The organism is Streptomyces sp. NPDC057623 (assembly GCF_042800355.1).
GTDB lineage: Bacteria > Actinomycetota > Actinomycetes > Streptomycetales > Streptomycetaceae > Streptomyces.
Map to the genome: position 1 here is coordinate 174,669 of NZ_JBHVGZ010000002.1, position 16,881 is coordinate 191,549.

At 71.1% G+C, this 16,881-nt stretch carries 15 protein-coding genes; 12 read left to right on the top strand and 3 right to left on the bottom strand.

What is annotated here, in order from left to right; genetic code table 11:
• Positions 1-74: 74 nt before the first annotated feature.
• The 3 genes from ACFU95_RS02970 to ACFU95_RS02980 form a co-directional block, all read right to left on the bottom strand.
• Positions 75-302, bottom strand: coding sequence for a DUF3107 domain-containing protein (locus ACFU95_RS02970; protein WP_383820819.1), 228 nt, complete (start codon positions 300-302; stop codon positions 75-77).
• A gap of 182 nt (positions 303-484) precedes the next feature.
• On the bottom strand, positions 485-1,126 hold the full coding sequence (locus ACFU95_RS02975; RefSeq protein ID WP_383820822.1) for a TetR/AcrR family transcriptional regulator: 642 nt from the start codon (positions 1,124-1,126) through the stop codon (positions 485-487).
• Between the two features lie 289 nt (positions 1,127-1,415).
• Complete coding sequence (locus ACFU95_RS02980; protein WP_383820825.1) at positions 1,416-1,640, bottom strand: hypothetical protein; 225 nt, start codon at positions 1,638-1,640, stop codon at positions 1,416-1,418.
• Positions 1,641-1,914: 274 nt separating this feature from the next.
• On the opposite strand from ACFU95_RS02980, the gene ACFU95_RS02985 reads away from it, so the two are divergent.
• The 12 genes from ACFU95_RS02985 to moeZ all read left to right on the top strand — a co-directional run bounded on the left by ACFU95_RS02985 (position 1,915) and on the right by moeZ (position 16,740).
• A complete protein-coding gene (locus ACFU95_RS02985; protein ID WP_383820828.1) occupies positions 1,915-3,018 on the top strand; it encodes an alpha/beta fold hydrolase in 1,104 nt (367 codons plus the stop codon).
• A gap of 8 nt (positions 3,019-3,026) precedes the next feature.
• Positions 3,027-4,607, top strand: coding sequence for a DUF3152 domain-containing protein (locus tag ACFU95_RS02990; RefSeq protein WP_383820830.1), 1,581 nt, complete (start codon positions 3,027-3,029; stop codon positions 4,605-4,607).
• A gap of 56 nt (positions 4,608-4,663) precedes the next feature.
• The gene (locus tag ACFU95_RS02995; protein ID WP_309544718.1) at positions 4,664-4,756 is read left to right on the top strand and encodes an Ms4533A family Cys-rich leader peptide; all 93 of its coding nucleotides are present in this window, start codon (positions 4,664-4,666) and stop codon (positions 4,754-4,756) included.
• 192 nt (positions 4,757-4,948) lie between these two features.
• Complete coding sequence (locus tag ACFU95_RS03000) at positions 4,949-6,667, top strand: ABC transporter substrate-binding protein (protein ID WP_383820832.1); 1,719 nt, start codon at positions 4,949-4,951, stop codon at positions 6,665-6,667.
• A 44-nt stretch (positions 6,668-6,711) separates the two neighbouring features.
• Positions 6,712-7,704, top strand: a complete 993-nt coding sequence (locus ACFU95_RS03005; RefSeq protein WP_383820835.1) for an ABC transporter permease — start codon at positions 6,712-6,714, stop codon at positions 7,702-7,704.
• A complete protein-coding gene (locus ACFU95_RS03010; protein ID WP_383820837.1) occupies positions 7,701-8,699 on the top strand; it encodes an ABC transporter permease in 999 nt (332 codons plus the stop codon). Before ACFU95_RS03005 ends, ACFU95_RS03010 begins: the two co-directional genes overlap by 4 nt.
• Positions 8,696-10,393 carry a dipeptide ABC transporter ATP-binding protein gene (locus ACFU95_RS03015; protein WP_383820840.1) on the top strand — a complete coding sequence of 566 codons (1,698 nt, stop codon included), beginning with the start codon at positions 8,696-8,698 and terminating at the stop codon, positions 10,391-10,393. The genes ACFU95_RS03010 and ACFU95_RS03015 overlap by 4 nt, the downstream gene beginning before the upstream one ends.
• Before the next feature lie 212 nt (positions 10,394-10,605).
• A complete protein-coding gene (locus ACFU95_RS03020) occupies positions 10,606-12,315 on the top strand; it encodes a DUF3492 domain-containing protein (protein ID WP_383820843.1) in 1,710 nt (569 codons plus the stop codon).
• Positions 12,312-13,571, top strand: coding sequence for a hypothetical protein (locus tag ACFU95_RS03025; protein WP_383820846.1), 1,260 nt, complete (start codon positions 12,312-12,314; stop codon positions 13,569-13,571). The genes ACFU95_RS03020 and ACFU95_RS03025 overlap by 4 nt, the downstream gene beginning before the upstream one ends.
• Positions 13,572-13,729: 158 nt before the next feature.
• Entirely contained in the window at positions 13,730-14,734 is a 1,005-nt protein-coding gene (locus ACFU95_RS03030; protein ID WP_383820849.1) for an NAD-dependent epimerase/dehydratase family protein, read from the top strand.
• Positions 14,722-15,498: a spherulation-specific family 4 protein gene (locus ACFU95_RS03035; protein ID WP_383820852.1), complete on the top strand. Its 777-nt coding sequence runs from the start codon at positions 14,722-14,724 to the stop codon at positions 15,496-15,498. Before ACFU95_RS03030 ends, ACFU95_RS03035 begins: the two co-directional genes overlap by 13 nt.
• A gap of 63 nt (positions 15,499-15,561) precedes the next feature.
• Entirely contained in the window at positions 15,562-16,740 is a 1,179-nt protein-coding gene (gene moeZ, locus ACFU95_RS03040) for an adenylyltransferase/sulfurtransferase MoeZ (RefSeq protein ID WP_383820854.1), read from the top strand.
• The last annotated feature ends 141 nt before the right edge of the window (positions 16,741-16,881 follow it).

Sequence of the window (16,881 nt, forward strand, 5' to 3'; positions counted from 1 at the left end):
GGGGAAGGGGGGGGAGTTCCTCAAAGGGCGTGCCCTCCCCCCCCCTCCCGTCTCGCCTGTCTGCCGGCGCCTTGCTACAGCGCGCCGAAGCCCACCTTGCGCGGAGCGGGCTCACCGAGCTCCACGTAGGCGAGGCGGTCGGCCGGGACCAGGATCTTGCGGCCGTGCTCGTCCACGAGGCTCAGCAGCTGCGACTTGCCCGCCAGCGCCTCGGACACCGCCCGCTCTACTTCCTCGGCACTCTGACCGCTCTCCAGAACGATCTCGCGGGGCGCGTGCTGCACGCCGATCTTGACCTCCACGGCTTTGTCCCTCCGACGGTCAGTGAAGTGCGCGACCTTCCGCGCCGTACCCAGCACACATTAGCCCGGTGAGGGGACCTTCACGCTCCGCCCAAGAACGCCAGGAGCGAACAGCGGGCGGGAACAAACGCCCGGCACGCGTGCGTGCGGGTCGGTAACGCCGCACGCGCGCGCCCGTCACCTCAGTGGTGGTCGGTGCCGTGCAGCGGGAAGCCGGCGATGCCGCGCCAGGCCAGGGACGTCAGCAGCTGCACCGCCTGGTCGCGCGGCACGCTGCGGTCGCTGTGCAGCCAGGAACGGGCCACGACCTGGGCGAGGCCGCCGAGGCCGGAGGCCAGCAGCATCGACTCCGCGCGGGAGAGCCCGGTGTCCTCGGCGATGACTTCGCAGATCGCCTCGGCGCACTCGTTCGTGACCTTGTCGACGCGCTCGCGCACGGCCGGCTCGTTCGTCAGGTCCGACTCGAAGACCAGGCGGAACGCGCCGCCGTCGTCCTCGACGTACGCGAAGTACGCGTCCATCGTGGCCCGGACGCGCTGCTTGTTGTCGTTCGTCGACGCGAGTGCGTGCCGTACCGCCTGGATCAGTGACTCGCAGTGCTGGTCCAGCAGGGCGAGGTACAGGTCGAGCTTGCCCGGGAAGTGCTGGTAGAGCACCGGCTTGCTGACGCCGGCGCGCTCGGCGATGTCGTCCATCGCGGCAGCGTGATAACCCTGCGCGACGAAAACCTCCTGGGCGGCGCCCAGTAGCTGGTTCCGTCGGGCACGGCGCGGCAGGCGAGTGCCCCGCGGGCGTGCCGCCTCTGTCTGCTCGATGGCTGTCACGCCGCCTCCCAATGTCGTCCACACGCGGTGTGCGCCGCGCCGTCATCGTACTTTTCGGTAACCCTGCTGTGCGCGGTGCGAGCGCAGAATTTCACGGACCGGACAGTGGCGAAAGTCGCGCAGAATGTTTGAAACCCGGTCGGAACGGGCAAGAAACCGCCTCTCTCCTGCTCAACGCCACTCTCTACCGTGCCCGGCTGTACCTGCGTTCGTGCCCGGTAGTACCTGTGTTCGTGTTCGGCGGCCCCCTGTGCCGCCCTCGGTCACCGGTGGTCGGTCACCTGGTCGGTCACCGGTAGTCGTCCTCGTCGGTGGAGACCACGCGCGCCTGTTCGATCAGATCGGCCTCGTTGGCCCGGTCCTGGTTCGCGCCGGTCAGCCGGTCGTCGCGGTCGGGCCTGACGGCGGTGTGCTGCTCGGCCGTGTCGGCCGCGGGGGCCTCGACGTCGAACTCCTCCGCCTGTTCGGTGTCGTCGTCCACGAACGTGTCGGGGTCGCTGGGATCGACGGTCATGGCGGGCTCCCTTCCTGGAACGTCCCCGTGGGGCACGACCTCCCTGGGCGAAGCAGGGGTCCGTATACGGGTGCCCTGCGTACGAGCCTAGGAGACGCCGGTTCCGGACGCTATGTGATCTGCGGGGGATCTGCGGGCAATTCGGTGTGCTTCGGACGGCTTACGTCGTGGTGATGCGGGTGGCCGGATTTCCGGCGCGGAAACTGCCATGTACGTGTCGACTTGTGACGGCGAACACATGAACCAGTGCGTGATCGTCTCGTAACATTGCCGCATGTCTTCGACCGAGCTCCCGTCAGCGCCGGCCGCCAATGTGCTCCCCAAGGTGGCGACCGTCAGGGTCGCGAAGGGGGAGCGGCTGCGCTCGGTCGGGCTGCCGGGGATCACGCTGACGGTGCGGTCGAGACCGCCCGCGCGTGAGGGGCTGCCGCCCGCGCTGTACGTCCACGGACTCGGCGGTTCCTCGCAGAACTGGTCGGCGCTGATGGAGCTGCTCGACGAAGAGGTCGACTGCGAGGCCGTCGACCTGCCGGGCTTCGGCGACTCGCCGCCGCCGGACGACGGCGACTACTCGATCACCGCGCACGCACGCGCGGTGATCCGCTATCTCGACGCGTCCGGCCGGGGCCCCGTACACCTCTTCGGCAACTCCCTCGGCGGCGCGGTCACCACGCGCGTCGCCGCGGTACGTCCCGACCTGGTCCGTACGCTCACGCTCGTGTCGCCCGCCCTCCCCGAGATCCGCGTCCAGCGCAGCGCCGTGCCCACGGCGCTGCTCGCGGTGCCCGGGGTGACGGCGCTCTTCACCCGGCTGACCCAGCAGTGGACGGCGGAGCAGCGGGTCCGTGGCGTGATGCAGCTGTGCTACGGCGACCCCGCGCGCGTGTCGCCGGAAGGATTCAGCAACGCCGTCGAGGAGATGGACCGCCGGCTGCAACTGCCGTACTTCTGGGACGCGATGACGCGTTCCGCACGCGGGCTGGTCAACGCGTATACCCTCGGCGGTCAGCACGCGCTGTGGCGCCAGGCCGAGCGGGTGCTGGCACCGACGCTGCTCATCTACGGCGGTCGCGACCAGCTCGTCGGCTACCGCATGTGCCGCAAGGCCGCGCGCAGCTTCCGAGACTCGCGCCTGCTGAGCCTGCCGGAGGCCGGGCACGTGGCGATGATGGAGTACCCGGAGATGGTTGCCCGGGCGTTCCGTGAACTCCGCGCGGAGGCGCCGGAGCCGGAAGGTACGGAGTCGGAAGGTACGGAGCCGGAAGGTACGGAGTCGGAAGGGGCGGCGGCTGTGGGGCGTGTTCGGGGCGGAGCCCGGAGCGGGATCGCGGCCGGTGGCGAGGATGATGAGTCCGTGACAGAGAACGCGGGGAGCTGAGGCGCGACGTGGGACGCCACAGCCGCCGCGGGCCTGCCGCCAAGCCCAAACGTGACAGCGCGGACACGACCGCGCGGCAGGACTCCCGGGGAGCACCGCCGCAGACGGGTGCGGCCCCTCGGGGCCCGTCCGGGCCGGGCGCGGGCCAGAGCGGTTGGCCGCAGTCCGGTGGGCCCGGTGCTCGCCGGGTGCCGGGTCCGTATCCCCCTCGGCAGGGGGTGCCCCCCGGCGGGGCCCCTGGGTACGGCGGGCGGGGCTTTCCCGACGGTACGCCCGCGCACGGCTTTCCCGGGTTCCCGGACGGTACGCCCGCGCAAGGTGTCCCGAGGCTGCCCGACGGTACGCCCGCGCACGGCTTTCCGAGGTTCCCCGACGGCACGCCGGCCCATGGCGCCCCGCAGGCCCGCGGCGGCCATCCCCAGCAGCGTGAACCCGGTGGTGGCTGGGGCGAGTTGAGGGGGCGTACGGGTGTCGCTTACGGCGTTTCCCCGGCGGTCGGCGCCCCACCCGCGACCGGTGTTCCGCTGCCGCGGCCCCGGCGGGCATGGCCGTCGGAAGGGCCCAGGCAGGACTACGTCGAGGCATTCGACGGGGACGTCGACGTCTTCGCGCCCCGCACGTCCGAGACAGCGCACGCGTCCGACCCGTACGCCTCCGTCACCGACTGGGGCACCCGGACCGGTGCCGGCGACGGCGTCGCGAGCGACGTCGATCCCGGCCTGGCGGATCCCGGCCGGGACGACGGCGCACCGCCGACCGGTGAGCCCGTCTCGGCCCAGGGCGGCAAGGGCCGGACCTTCTCCGGCATCGCGGCTGCCGCGGTCGTCACCGTCCTGGCCGTCGTCGTCGCCGGTCAGGTCGCGCAGGGGCGGGACGACGGCGACGTGCGGTCGCAGTCCGCCGCCGACGAGGCGCGGGACGCCCGTGACCCGGCCGCCTCGCGCGGGGACGGGCGGCCGACGCCGTCCGGCTCGCCGAGCGCGACGCCGCTGACGTACGAGCAGAAGATGGGCGAGCGGTACGCGCTGAGCGCCACGCTGGAGGGCTCGGGGAAGTTCGAGGCGATCCGGGGTGTCGACAAGGCGCCCGGCAGGGGGCAGAAGTTCACCTATCGCGTGGATGTGGAGCAAGGGCTCGGGCTCGACGGCGAGCTCTTCGCCGAGGCCGTGCAGAAGACGCTCAACGACGACCGGAGCTGGGCGCACAACGGGGCCTACACCTTCGAGCGCGTCTACTCCGGCAAGCCGGACTTCGTGATCACGCTGGCCAGCCCCGGAACGACGGCAGACTGGTGCGCCAAGTCCGGTCTGGACACCACCGTCGACAATGTGTCGTGCGACTCCGCCGCCACCGAGCGCGTCATGATCAATGCGTACAGATGGGCGCAGGGGTCGAAGACGTACGGGGACCGCATCCACGCCTACCGGCAGATGCTGATCAACCACGAGGTCGGCCACCGGCTCGGCTACCCCCACGTGACCTGCGACAAGGACGGGGAGCTGGCCCCGGTCATGCAGCAGCAGACCAAGTTCCTCGACCACGACGGGATCCACTGCCGGGCCAACCCCTGGGTCTACCCCGGGAGTTGACGGGTGACTCATAAGTCACATTGACATGTGCAGCGAGTTCATACATATTTCTGCACATGTCGTCCCGTCACACCACCTCTCGCGCCGCCATCGAGCTGGCGCTCATCGGTGTGACCGCGCTGTGCGTGGCCGACATTCACTGTCGCTGACGCTCGCCCCTGGGCGTTCGCGTCGCGATCTTCCTCTCTTCCTGTGAGCCGCTGACCGGTTTCCCGGCCCGTGGCTCGCTCATGGACCTCCGACGACCCGGCGCCAGGGCAGACGTCTGTTCACATCCGTCTCACTCCGCGTCAATTCGTCTCGCCATTCGAGACTCATTCCCCTTCGAGAGGTCGTCTCCGATGCGTCAACCGTCCGTCATAGCGCGCCGCGTGGCCGCGGCATCCGTCAGCCTGGTCGTGGCAGCGGGCGCCGCCGCCTGCGGGCCTGAGGACAACGATGCCAAGAGTGCCGGCGGCGACTCCACGCCCCACAAGGGCGGCACGCTCACGGTCCTGAACTCCAATCCGCAGCAGGACTTCGATCCCGCCCGGCTGTACACCTCCGGCGGCGGAAACGTCCCCTCCCTGGTCTTCCGTACGCTCACCACCCGCAACCGCGAGAACGGTGAGGCCGGCGCCAAGGTCGTCCCCGACCTCGCCACCGACACCGGGCGCCCGAACAAGGACGCGACCGTGTGGACGTACACCCTCAAGGAGGGCCTCAAGTACGAGGACGGCACCGCGATCACCTCGGCCGACATCAAGTACGGCATCGAGCGCTCCTTCGCCCCTGAACTCTCCGGCGGCGCACCGTACTTGAGGGACTGGCTGGTCGGTGCGGCCGGCTACCAGGGGCCGTACAAGGACAAGAAGGGCCTCTCGGCGATCGAGACGCCGGACGCGCGGACCATCGTCTTCCATCTGAACAAGCCCGAGGGTGAGTTCCCGTACCTGGCGACGCAGACGCAGTTCACGCCGGTACCGAAGGGCAAGGACACCGGCACGAAGTACGAGGAGCACCCGGTCTCCTCCGGCCCGTACAAGGTCGTCAGCAACGAGAACGACGGCGAGCGGATCGTCCTGGAGCGCAACACGCACTGGTCCGCCTCGACGGACGCCGAGCGCAAGGCCTACCCCGACAAGATCGACGTACGGTCCGGGCTCGACTCGTCCGTGATCAACCAGCGGCTGTCCGCGTCCCAGGGCGCGGACGCGGCCGCGGTCACCACGGACACCAACCTCGGCCCGGCCGAGCTGGCCAAGGTGACCGGCGACAAGGAACTTGCTTCTCGCGTCGGCACCGGACACTTCGGCTACACCAACTACATCGCGTTCAACCCGACGATCAAGCCGTTCGACAACGTCAAGGTGCGGCAGGCGATCTCGTACGCCATCGACCGGTCGTCCGTGGTCAACGCCGCGGGCGGGTCCGCGCTGGCCGAGCCCGCCACCACCTTCCTGCCCGACCAGAAGTCCTTCGGTCACACGCCGTACGACCTCTTCCCGGCGGGCAGGGCCGGTGACGCGGCCAAGGCCAAGGAGCTGCTGAAGGAGGCCGGTTACGCGAACGGGCTGACCGTCACCCTGACCCACTCCAACGCCAAGGACTTCGAGACCAGCCCCGAGATCGCGACCGCGGTCCAGGACGCGCTGAAGAAGGCCGGCATCACGGTCAAGCTGGAGGGTCTGGAGGAGAACGACTACTCCGACAAGATCCACAACGTGAAGACCGAGCCCGGCTTCTTCCTCGCGCACTGGGGTGCCGACTGGCCCTCCGGCGGTCCCTTCCTCGCCCCGATCTTCGACGGCCGGCAGATCGTCAAGGACGGCGCGAACTTCAACACGGGTCTGCTCAATGACAAGTCGGTCAATGACGAGATTGACTCGATCAACAAGTTGACCGATCTTGACGCCGCCGCCAAGCGGTGGGGTGCGCTGGACAAGAAGATCGGCGAGCAGGCGCTGACCGTCCCGCTGTTCCACCCCGTCTACAAGCGGCTGTACGGCAAGAACATCAAGAACGTCGTGATCAGTGACTGGACCGGTGTTCTGGACATCTCCCAGGCCGCGGTCAAGTAGTCCATGGGCCTGGTCAAGTCATCAATGAGTCTGGTCAAGTCATCATGAGCGAGACCTTGTTGACCTCCCAGACCCCCGGGGCGGACACCAACGTCCCGGGGGCCTCGGGGGCCCGTCAGTTCTGGCGACGGCTGCGGACGCAGCGCGCCGCCCTCGTCGCGGCGGTCGTTGTCGCGCTGCTCGTCCTGGTCGCGCTCGCCGCACCGCTGCTCACCGCGATCGAGGGCCAGGACCCGACCACGTACCATCCGTCCCTCGTGGACTCCGCGCGCGGGGGCGTGCCCATCGGGTCGTTCGGGGGAGTGAGCGCCGACCACTGGCTCGGCGTCGAACCGCAGACCGGGCGAGACCTGTTCGCGCGGCTGGTGTACGGGGCCAGGGTCTCCCTGGGGGTCGCACTGGCGGCGACCGTCGTCCAGGTCGTCATCGGAGTCGTGGTGGGCGTCGCGGCCGCGCTCGGGAACCGATGGGTTGATCAACTGTTGAGCCGGTTCACCGACATCATTGTGGCGATGCCGTTGATGATCATGTCGTTGGCGCTGCTCGCGATCGTGCCGTCGAGCTTCCCGCGGCCCGTGCTGGTCGCCCTCGTGATCGGTCTGATCGCATGGGGCAACATCGCGAAGATCGTGCGGGCCCAGACGCTCACCCTCAAGGAACTGGACTACGTCTCCGCCGCCAGGCTCAGCGGCTGGGGCTCATGGCGGATCGCCCGCCGTGAACTGCTGCCGGGGGTCGCGGCACCGGTCATCACGTACGCGGCACTGCTCGTCCCCACCAACATCACCGTCGAGGCCGCCCTGTCCTTCCTGGGCGTCGGCGTGAAGCCGCCGACGCCGTCGTGGGGACAGATGCTCACCGCCGCCGACGTCTGGTACCAGGCCGCTCCGCAGTACCTGCTGCTGCCCGCCGGAGCGCTCTTCGTGACCGTCCTCGCCCTGACCGTCCTCGGCGACGGCGTGCGCACGGCGCTCGACCCGCGCGCGGCGTCGCGGCTGCGCGTGGGGACGGGCCGCAAGAGGGAGGCCAAGGCATGAGCGGCTTCGGAGGGTTCGCCCTGCGCCGCCTCATCGGCGCCGTCGTCACCCTGTTCGCCGTCTCGGTGATCGTCTACGTCGTCTTCTACGTCACCCCCGGCAACGTCGCCCAGATCACCTGCGGCCCGCGGTGCTCGCCGGCCCAGGTGCAGCAGGTCGCGGAGCAACTGCACCTCCACGACCCGCTGTATGTGCGCTACTGGCACTTCCTGGAGGGCCTGGTCGCCGGCCAGGACTACTCGACCGGCACCGCGGTGCAGCACTGCTCCGCGCCCTGCCTGGGGCTGTCGTACCAGAGCGACCAGCAGGTCACTGTGCTGATCCTGGCGAAGCTACCGGTCAGCCTGTCGCTCGTGTTCGGGGCGATGGTGCTGTGGCTGGTCCTCGGCGTCGGCACCGGAGTCCTGTCCGCATGGCGGCGCGGCCGTCTCACCGAGCGGCTGCTGACCGGTATCACGCTCGCGGGCGTGGCGACCCCGGTCTTCGTCATCGGCCTGATCCTGATGATCGTCGTCTGCGGACAACTGCAACTGCTGCCGTTCCCGCAGTACGTCGCCTTGACCGACGACCCGGAACAGTGGGCGTGGAACCTGCTGCTGCCCTGGCTCTCGCTCGCCCTGATCGAGGCCGCCGCGTTCGCCCGGCTGACCCGGGCGGCGATGCTGGAGACGCTGGCGGAGGACCACATCCGGACCTTCCGGGCGTACGGCGTGGGCGAGCGGTCGGTCATCGGGCGGCACGCGCTGCGCGGGGCGTTCGCGCCGGTCATCGCGCTCAACGCCAACAACTTCGGCAGCGCGGTCGGGGGCGCGGTGCTCACCGAGACGCTCTTCGGTCTGCCCGGTATCGGTCAGGAACTGGTCCATGCGGTCAAGGTGGTCGACCTTCCCGTCGTCGTAGGCATGGTCCTGGTCATCGGTTTCTTCGTGGTCGTCGCCAACGTCGTCGCAGATGTCCTGTACGCGCTGGCCGACCGACGGGTGGTGCTCACATGAGTCTGGTGAACGTCACGGACCTCACCGTCGAGTTCGGGTCCCTGCGTGCTGTCGATGGCCTCTCCTTCCGCCTGGAGCAGGGCGCCGCCCTCGCCCTGGTCGGCGAGTCCGGCTCCGGCAAGTCCACCGTCGCCTCCGCCCTGCTCGGGCTGCACCGGGGCACGGGAGCGCGCGTCGGCGGTGCGATCGAGGTCGCCGGTGTCGACGTGCGGGAGGCATCGGACGAGGGGCTGCGGAGGCTGCGCGGCAGGAAGGCCGCGATGGTCTTCCAGGACCCGCTGTCCTCCCTCGACCCGTACTACGCGATCGGCGACCAGATCGCCGAGGTGTATCGCGTCCACACGCGTGTGTCGCGGCGAGCGGCACGCGCGCGTGCGGTGGAGGTGCTGGACCGGGTCGGCATTCCGGACGCGCCACGGCGATCCCGCTCGCGTCCGCACGAGTTCAGCGGCGGCATGCGTCAACGCGCCCTCATCGCCATGGCGCTGGCCTGCGAGCCCGGCCTGCTCATCGCCGACGAGCCGACGACCGCGCTCGACGTGACCGTCCAGGCCCAGATCCTCGACCTGCTGCACGCGTTGCGCGAGGAGACGGGTATGGGGCTGCTCCTCGTCACGCACGACGTGGGTGTGGCCGCGGAGAGCGTCGACGACGTGCTGGTGATGCGGCACGGTCGGGCGGTGGAACACGGGCCGGTCGCCGCCGTACTGGGATCGCCCGCCCAGCCGTACACCCGCGAACTGCTCGGCGCGGTCCCGCGCGTGGACGCGCCGCGAGCCGTCTCAGGGGCGCCGGCAGGGCATGCGCAGGCGTCGGCGGAGGGGGCCGCGGAGAAGTCGGCGGAGGTGCCGGCCCGGGCCCTGGTCAAGGTGCCGGCCCAGGTCCCCGTGAAGGAGCCGGCCGAGACCGTGCTGGAGGCGACCGGCCTCCGGCGTGAGTTCGGGCGCGGGAAACGGGCGTTCGCGGCCGTGGACGACGTGTCGCTGAAGATCCACCGCGGTGAGACCCTCGGGGTCGTGGGGGAGAGCGGCAGTGGCAAGACGACGCTGGGGCGCATGCTGGTCGGGCTCCTGGAGCCGACGGCGGGCGAGGTCCGCGACGACGGCCACGCGCGTGTGGGCGTGAATCCCTCGGTGCAGATGGTCTTCCAGGACCCGGTCTCCTCCCTCAACCCCCGCCGCAGCGTGGGTGAGTCGATCGCCGACCCGCTCCGCGCGCGTGGCGAGTCGGACGAGGGGCGCATCCGAGGGCGCGTACGGGAACTGCTGGAGCGCGTGGGGCTCGAACGGGCGCACTTCGACCGCTACCCGCACGAGTTCAGCGGCGGTCAGCGCCAGCGCGTGGGCATCGCGCGGGCGCTCGCCGCCGACCCGCGCGTCATCGTCTGCGACGAGCCCGTCTCCGCACTGGACGTCACCACACAGGCCCAGGTCGTGGCTCTGCTGGGCGAGTTGCAACGCGAACTCGGACTCGCGCTCGTCTTCGTCGCGCACGACCTCGCCGTCGTACGCCAGGTCAGCGACCGGGTCGCGGTGATGCGGCGCGGGCGGATCGTCGAGGAGGGGCCGGCCGACGAGGTGTACGACAACCCGCAGGACCCGTACACCAGGCAGCTCCTGGCCGCCGTACCGTCGCTCGACCCGCGGATCGCGGCCCAGCGGCGGTCCGCGCGACGGGAGTTGGCCACCGTGTGACCGCCCGAGGCGTTCAGGTGTGACGATGCGTGCGCGTTTGATCTCCTAGCGCGACGGAACGCGACCTGCACGGGAAAGTTACGACCGTTCACCCCTTTTGGTGGTGCGATGGACAACCGTCCGTCGCACCACCGCCTTGTCCGCATACGTTCGTCCCGCTGTGAGCCGCCGGGGGAACGGCGGCTCCCCTTAGGGAGATCGGGGGTGTACTCGTGCGCATCGGACTGATTGCGGAGGGTGGCTATCCGTATGTGAGCGGTGACGCCAGGCTCTGGTGCGACCGGCTCGTGCGCGGGCTCGGGCAGCACGAGTTCGACATCTACGCGCTCAGCCGCAGCGAGCGCCAGGAGGACGAGGGCTGGGTCCCGCTGCCACCGCAGGTCAGCCGGGTGCGCACGGCGCCGCTGTGGGCGGCCGAGGACGACGGGGTGGGGTACGGACGTCGCGCGCGCCGCAGGTTCGCCGAGTGCTACGGCGAGCTGGTGGGAGCGCTCTGCGCGGGGGGCGCCACCGACACATCCGGGTCTTCCGAGGACGCGTCGGCCACTGAGGCGGACCGTTTCGGCAACGCGCTGTACGGACTCGCCGAACTCGCCCGCGACGAAGGCGGGCTGGTGGGAGCGCTCCGCTCCGAGGCCGCCGTGCGCGCACTCGAGCGCGCGTGCCGAGCGCCGGGCGCCCTGCGTACGGCGCGCGAGGCGCGCGTACCCGATCTGCTGGCCGTCGCCGCGCAGCTGGAACGCGCCCTGCGCCCCCTCTCGCTCGACTGGTACGAGGACGACGGCCTGGGCTCGGTCGACCTGTGCCACGCCACGTCCGGTGGTGCCGCGGCCCTGCCCGGACTGCTCGCCCACCACTTCTGCGGTGTACCGCTGCTGTTGACCGAGTACGGCGTCCGCCTGCGCACGCACTACCTGGCCGCTCCCGAGTCCTCGCCCGCCGTACGCTCCGTGCTCGCCTCCCTCCACGGCAGGCTCGCCGCCGAGACCTACGCCCGGGCCACTCTCATCACACCCGGTAACGGCCATGCCCGCCGCTGGCAGGAGCGCTGCGGCGCCGACCGCGCGAAGCTCCGCACGGTCTACCCCGGCATGGACGCCTCCCGCTTCGCGGAGGTCGGCGAGGCCCCGGAGTGCGCGGATCCGGACGCGCTCGTCTGGGTCGGCCGTATCGAACCGGCCAAGGACATCGTGTCGTTGCTGCACGCCTTCGCCGAGGTGCGCAAGGAGGAGCCGAAGGCACGCCTGCGGATCGTCGGCACCCCCTCGGGCGACGAGGGCGCCGCCTACCTCGGCCATTGCAGGGCGCTGGCCGCGCAGCTCTTCCCCGACGAGGCCGAGGGCCCGCACACCGTCGGCGACAATCCGGTCTCCTTCGAGGAGATCGGCGGCCCGGAGATCCCGACCCTCGCTGACGCGTACGCCTCGGGTGCCGTGGCCGTCCTGTCCAGCGTCGTCGAGGGCTTCCCGGTCGGCCTGGTCGAAGCCATGTTCAGCGGCCGCGCGACGGTGTCCACCGACGTCGGCGCGGTGGTGGAGGTCATCGGCGGCACCGGTCTCGTCGTGCCCCCGCGCAATCCGCGGGCGCTCGCGGAAGCCTGTGTGGCGCTGTTGCGCGACCCCGAGCGCCGCGCGCGTCTGGGCGCGGCCGCACGCGCGCGTGCGCTCGAACTGTTCACCGTCGAGCAGAACGTCGCGGCGTTTCACGGCATTTACCTGGAGATCGTCTCGCGCACCCCGGTCCGCCGCCTCCCCCTCGACGAGGCCGGAGACCCCCTGCCCTTCGCCGTCCCCGCCGAGGCCCACGTCCCCGGCCGCTGGACGGGGCGAACGGCCCGCCTGGTGGCCCGCGGCGGCCCGGCCCGACCGCCGGGAGCCCCCGTACGCGCCACGGCGCTGCCCGCGACGGAGGGAGCGCGATGAGCAGCGGCCTGGGCGGACTGGACCGCCCCGGGGCTCCGACCAGCCCCGGGCCCTGGGACGAGCGGTCGGAAGGGTGGCTCACAGCGGAGAGCGACGCCGGGGAACGCACAGCCGACGCGCAGCCCGGCACCCCGGCCACACCGACCTCCACCCCGGGCACTCGACCGACCCCCACCCGCCGTACCGGCGCGGATCCCGTCAAAGCGCTGATGCACCGTCACCGGGACCTGTGCGAACGCGCGGTGGACCCGTTGGAGATCGCCGCCGGCCTGGAGGCCCACGGCATCACCGACCGCACCGCCTCCCGCTTCCTGCACCGGGACGTCTTCTCGCTCGCGGAGGAGATGTACGCCCGAGCGCCCCGTGACGCCGAAGCGGCCCCCGGCGCTCCACCCCTCACCACCCCCCGAGCCCGGGCCGACTGGATCCTCCTCACCCTCCTCCCCGGAGCCCTGTGCGCGGCGGCCGTGACCGCCCTGCATCTCACCCACGGCGAGTCCCGCCTGATCGCGGCCGCCGCAGGAGCCCTCGCCGTGACGCTGGCCGTGCGCGCGGCCCTGGCCCGAGGCCCCCTCGCGACTACGGACCACAGGCACCCGGCCACCGCCCGCGTCTCCTGGCTGGTCGCCTACGCCCTCCTCGGCGAAGGACTCCTCCGGGCCGCCGCCAGCGGGGGGCCCGACGCCCTCCCCGCCGGCGCCGCCGAAGGCCCCTGGCCTCTCACCACCGCCCCCGCCCTGGCGCTCACCCTGTCCTGCGTCCCGGCGGCATGGTGCGCCCACTTCCTCGCCGTACGAGCCCGCCGCAAACTCTCGTCCAGCCGGGCCCTGGAGGAGTTCGCCACCTCCGCGAAGCCCCTGCTCCTGGGGGCGTTCACCCTCTACCTCTGCGCCCTGGCAGCCCTACTGGCCCTGGTCACCACCGCCCTGGACCAGCCCGCCACCTACCCCCAGACGCTCACCCTGGGCGCCCTCCTGTTCCTCTGCCGCCTCCTGGCCAGCCACGGCTTCACCCACGCCCCGGTGCTCGTCCTCACCGCCGCGGCCTCGGCCGAGGCAACGGCCCTGGCCGCCCTCTTCGCCGCGCGCCTCCCCGGCTGCGCCTGGCTGGCCACCCCCGTCCAGGCCCTCGTCGACACCGGGGGCCCGGCCGCCATCCCGACCATCGCCTGCGGCACCGCCGCCCTGACCCTCCTGCTGCACGCGACCCGCACCCTCACGAGGGCATCGGCACATGCGACGCGGGACCAGCCGTGAAGCCCGGCAACCGCACGGGCCGCCGCAAGCACGACAGCCCGTACAGCGCCACAACCGGAGGCATCACCACCTCAACCCCTCCGTCTGAGACCCCCTGAAGGAGAACCCCAAATGATCACCTCCCGACCCGATCACCCCTCGGCCGCGGGAGCCGCCCGATGAGAGTCCTGCTGATCGGAGCCAACGGCTACCTCGGCCGCTTCGTAGCCGACCGTCTCCTCGCCGACCCCGCCGTCCAGCTCACCGCCCTCGGCCGCGGTGACGACGCCGACGTCCGCTTCGACCTCGCGTCCGGCAGCCCCGGTGCCCTCACCCGCTTCCTCGACGCGGTCCACCCCGGCGTCGTCATCAACTGCGCCGGCGCCACCAGGGGCGGTGCCCGCGAACTCACCCGTCACAACACCGTCGCCGTCGCCACCGTGTGCGAGGCCCTGCGCCGCAGCGGCTGCGGCGCCCGCCTCGTGCAGATCGGCTGCGGCGCCGAGTACGGCCCGAGCCAGCCGGGCTCCTCCACGGCCGAGGACGCCGTCCCCCGCCCCGGTGGCCCGTACGGCGTCAGCAAACTCGCCGCCACCGAACTGGTGCTGGGCTCCGGCCTGGACGCCGTGGTCCTGCGGGTCTTCTCACCCGCGGGCCCAGGCACCCCCGCCGGGTCCCCCCTCGGCCGACTCGCCGAGGCCATGCGTCGCGCCATGCAGTCGGGCGACGGCGAGCTCAAACTCACCGGCCTCGGTGCCCAGCGGGACTTCATCGACGTCCGCGACGTGGCCCGCGCCGTCCATGCCGCCTCGCTGTCCGCAGCGCAGGGCGTCATCAACATCGGCTCGGGCCGCGCCGTCCGCCTCCGCGACGCCGCCGCCGTCCTCGCCCGCGTGGCCGGCTACGGCGGCGCCCTCCACGAACTCGACGGCCCGCCCGGCCCGTTGCGCCCGTCCATCGGCCACCCCCGCGCCGACTCGGACCATGTGATGCACGCGACCCATGCGGTCCACTCCGCACACGCGGGCCAGTCCGCCCCGGTCGTGTACCCGTACCCGGACGGCTGCGGCAGCTGGCAGCAGGCCGACGTACGCACCGCACGTGACCGGCTCGGCTGGCGCCCGCGGATCAACCTCGAGGAGTCTCTGGGCGATATCTGGATGGAGGCGGCATGCCGTATCTGACCGGCACCACGCCCACCACAGCGAGCACGGCCCTCCGCACGGGCCTGGCCATCCCCGGCTACGCGCACCCCCTGCTCGCTCCGGCCGAGTGGGGGGAACTCACCCGCCCCGGCACCCCCGTGCACTGGGTCGTCCTCGACGTCGCCGACGGCCCCGGCACCCGCCCCGACCCGCGCTGCCTGGAGGCCGTCGGAAGGCTCCACAACGCCGGAGTCCGCGTCCTCGGCCACCTGGACACAGCCCACCTCGACACTCCCCACCTCGACACGGCCCACGGCGCCCGCGCCTTCGGCGAGGTGATCTCCGAGGCCCATCGCTACCTCGACTGGTACCGGGTCGACGGCTTCCTCCTGGACCGGTGCCCCACCGAGCGCGCCGCTCTGCCCGAGATCCGTCGCACGGTCACCGCGCTCCGCGCGCTCCGTGACAAGGCCCACATCGTCCTCGGCCACGGCACCCACCCCCACCCCGGCTACGCCGAGTGCGCCGACCAGTTGGTCACCTTCCGCGGCTCGTGGAGCGACTACCGCTGGTCGCAGGTGGCCGAGTGGACGGCCGACTACCCGCCCGACCGCTTCTGCCACCTCGTCCACAGCGTGCCGCTCGGCCACCTCGACGAGGCACTGCGCATCGCCCGCTGGCAGGGCGCCGCGACCATCTGGTTCACCGACCGCACTGACAGCGGGCGCACCGACCCATGGGAGGCCATGCCCGGCTACTGGGACGAAATCGTCTCGCGGATCGGAACAGGTGTCTCGGAATGAAAAAGGCCATGGCACTGTTACGGAGAGAACAACCGTAGTGATCGACCGACCAACGGAGTCCCCGTGTCGCTGCCACCCCTGGTCGAGCCCGCCCCCGAGCTCACCGTAGACGAGGTCCGCAGGTACTCCCGCCACCTGATCATCCCCGACGTGGGGATGGACGGGCAGAAGCGGCTGAAGAACGCCAAGGTGCTGGCTGTGGGCGCCGGTGGCCTGGGCTCGCCAGCGCTGATGTACCTGGCCGCCGCGGGCGTCGGCACGCTCGGCATCGTGGAGTTCGACGAGGTCGACGAGTCGAACCTGCAGCGCCAGATCATCCACAGCCAGGCCGACATCGGCCGCTCCAAGGCCGAGTCCGCGCGCGACTCCGTCCTCGGCATCAACCCGTACGTGAACGTGATCCTTCACGAGGAACGGCTCGAGGCCGAGAACGTGATGGACATCTTCAGCCAGTACGACCTGATCGTCGACGGCACGGACAACTTCGCCACGCGCTACCTGGTCAACGACGCCTGCGTGCTGCTGAACAAGCCGTACGTGTGGGGCTCGATCTACCGCTTCGACGGCCAGGCCTCCGTCTTCTGGTCCGAGCACGGCCCCTGCTACCGCTGCCTCTACCCGGAGCCCCCGCCGCCCGGCATGGTTCCCTCCTGCGCCGAGGGCGGCGTGCTGGGCGTGCTGTGCGCGTCCATCGGCTCCATCCAGGTCAACGAGGCCATCAAGCTTCTCGCCGGCATCGGTGAGCCGCTGGTCGGCCGCCTGATGATCTACGACGCTCTGGAGATGCAGTACCGCCAGGTCAAGGTCCGCAAGGACCCGAACTGCGCGGTCTGCGGCGAGAACCCGACCGTCACCGAGCTCATCGACTACGAGGCGTTCTGCGGCGTCGTCTCCGAGGAGGCCCAGGAGGCGGCCGCCGGCTCGACGATCACTCCCAAGCAGCTCAAGGAGTGGATCGACGACGGCGAGAACATCGAGATCATCGATGTCCGCGAGGTCAACGAGTACGAGATCGTCTCGATCCCCGGCGCCCGGCTGGTCCCGAAGAACGAGTTCCTGATGGGCACCGCCCTGGAGAGCCTTCCGCAGGACAAGAAGATCGTCTTGCACTGCAAGACGGGTGTCCGTAGCGCGGAAGTCCTCGCGGTCCTGAAGTCCGCGGGCTTCGCCGACGCCGTGCACGTCGGCGGCGGTGTGATCGGCTGGGTCAACCAGATCGAGCCGCACAAGCCGGTCTACTGAGCGGACGGCCTCGCCGGTAAGGCGAATTCGGCTCCAACGGCGGGGGGGTTTTTTCCTCCTTGGGTTTTGGGGCCCCCCCCCTGTTCTTCACCGACACCTTCCTTCCTCTTTTCCCTTCCCCCCCACAAACCCACATTTGGC

What these genes read in the sequence shown, in the direction of transcription:
- ACFU95_RS02980 (WP_383820825.1), bottom strand. Translation starts at nt 1,640, where the DNA reads ATGACCGTCGATCCCAGCGACCCCGACACGTTCGTGGACGACGACACC.
- ACFU95_RS02985 (WP_383820828.1), top strand. Translation starts at nt 1,915, where the DNA reads ATGTCTTCGACCGAGCTCCCGTCAGCGCCGGCCGCCAATGTGCTCCCC.
- ACFU95_RS02995 (WP_309544718.1), top strand. Translation starts at nt 4,664, where the DNA reads ATGTCGTCCCGTCACACCACCTCTCGCGCCGCCATCGAGCTGGCGCTC.
- ACFU95_RS03000 (WP_383820832.1), top strand. Translation starts at nt 4,949, where the DNA reads ATGCGTCAACCGTCCGTCATAGCGCGCCGCGTGGCCGCGGCATCCGTC.
- ACFU95_RS03005 (WP_383820835.1), top strand. Translation starts at nt 6,712, where the DNA reads ATGAGCGAGACCTTGTTGACCTCCCAGACCCCCGGGGCGGACACCAAC.
- ACFU95_RS03010 (WP_383820837.1), top strand. Translation starts at nt 7,701, where the DNA reads ATGAGCGGCTTCGGAGGGTTCGCCCTGCGCCGCCTCATCGGCGCCGTC.
- ACFU95_RS03015 (WP_383820840.1), top strand. Translation starts at nt 8,696, where the DNA reads ATGAGTCTGGTGAACGTCACGGACCTCACCGTCGAGTTCGGGTCCCTG.
- ACFU95_RS03025 (WP_383820846.1), top strand. Translation starts at nt 12,312, where the DNA reads ATGAGCAGCGGCCTGGGCGGACTGGACCGCCCCGGGGCTCCGACCAGC.
- ACFU95_RS03030 (WP_383820849.1), top strand. Translation starts at nt 13,730, where the DNA reads ATGAGAGTCCTGCTGATCGGAGCCAACGGCTACCTCGGCCGCTTCGTA.
- ACFU95_RS03035 (WP_383820852.1), top strand. Translation starts at nt 14,722, where the DNA reads ATGCCGTATCTGACCGGCACCACGCCCACCACAGCGAGCACGGCCCTC.